At 62.3% G+C, this 1,158-nt stretch carries 1 protein-coding gene; it reads right to left on the bottom strand.

Annotated elements, in window-relative coordinates; all coding sequences use genetic code 11:
• Positions 1–1,158, bottom strand: a 1,158-nt coding sequence (locus EV665_RS32130) for an NADP-dependent isocitrate dehydrogenase (protein ID WP_133037280.1), incomplete at its 5' end; no start/stop codon positions are given.

Genomic DNA, 1,158 nt, shown 5'->3' with positions numbered 1-1,158 from the left:
TCAGGCCGCCATGGCCTTCCTGAGGTTCTCGTCGATCTTGTCGAGGAAGCCGGTGGTGGAGAGCCACGGCTGGTCGGGACCGATGAGGAGCGCGAGGTCCTTCGTCATGAAGCCCGATTCGACGGTCTCGACGCAGACGCGCTCCAGCGTCTCGGAGAACTTGGCCAGTTCCGCATTGCCGTCCAGCTTGGCACGGTGGGCAAGGCCGCGCGTCCAGGCGAAGATCGAGGCGATCGAGTTGGTCGAGGTCTCCTCGCCCTTCTGGTGCTGGCGGTAATGGCGCGTCACCGTGCCGTGCGCGGCTTCCGCTTCCACCGTCTTGCCGTCCGGCGTCATCAGCACCGAGGTCATCAGGCCGAGCGAGCCGAAGCCCTGGGCCACGATATCGGACTGCACGTCGCCGTCGTAGTTCTTGCACGCCCAAACATAGCCGCCGGACCATTTCAGCGCCGAGGCGACCATGTCGTCGATCAGGCGGTGTTCGTACCAGATCTTGGCTTCCTTGAACTTTTCCGCGAATTCGGCGTCGAAGACCTGCTGGAAGATGTCCTTGAAGCGGCCGTCATAGACCTTGAGGATGGTGTTCTTGGTCGAGAGATAGACCGGCACCTTGCGCTGCAGGCCGTAGTTGAACGAGGCCCTCGCGAATTCGGTGATCGAATCGTCGAGATTGTACATGCCCATGGCGACGCCGGCCGAGGGCGCGTCGAACACGTCGTATTCGATCTCCTTGCCGTCCTCGCCGACGAACTTCATCGTCAGCTTGCCCTTGCCGGGGAACTTGAAGTCGGTGGCGCGGTACTGGTCGCCGAAGGCATGGCGGCCGACGATGATCGGCTTGGTCCAGCCCGGAACGAGGCGGGGCACGTTCTTGGCAATGATCGGCTCGCGGAAGATGACGCCGCCGAGGATGTTGCGGATCGTGCCGTTCGGCGACTTCCACATCTTCTTCAGCTTGAACTCCTCGACACGGGCCTCGTCCGGCGTGATCGTCGCGCACTTGACGCCGACGCCGTGCTTCTTGATGGCGTTGGCCGCGTCGATCGTCACCTGGTCGTCGGTGGCGTCGCGGTTCTCCATGCCGAGGTCGTAATATTCGAGGTCGATGTCCAGGTACGGATGGATCAGCTTGTCCTTGATGAACTGCCAGATGATGCG

It is taken from the genome of Shinella granuli (assembly GCF_004341885.1).
GTDB classification, from domain to species: Bacteria; Pseudomonadota; Alphaproteobacteria; order Rhizobiales; family Rhizobiaceae; genus Shinella; species Shinella granuli.
Note: the sequence above shows the minus strand (reverse complement) of the source record. Positions and strands in the feature narration are given on the sequence as shown.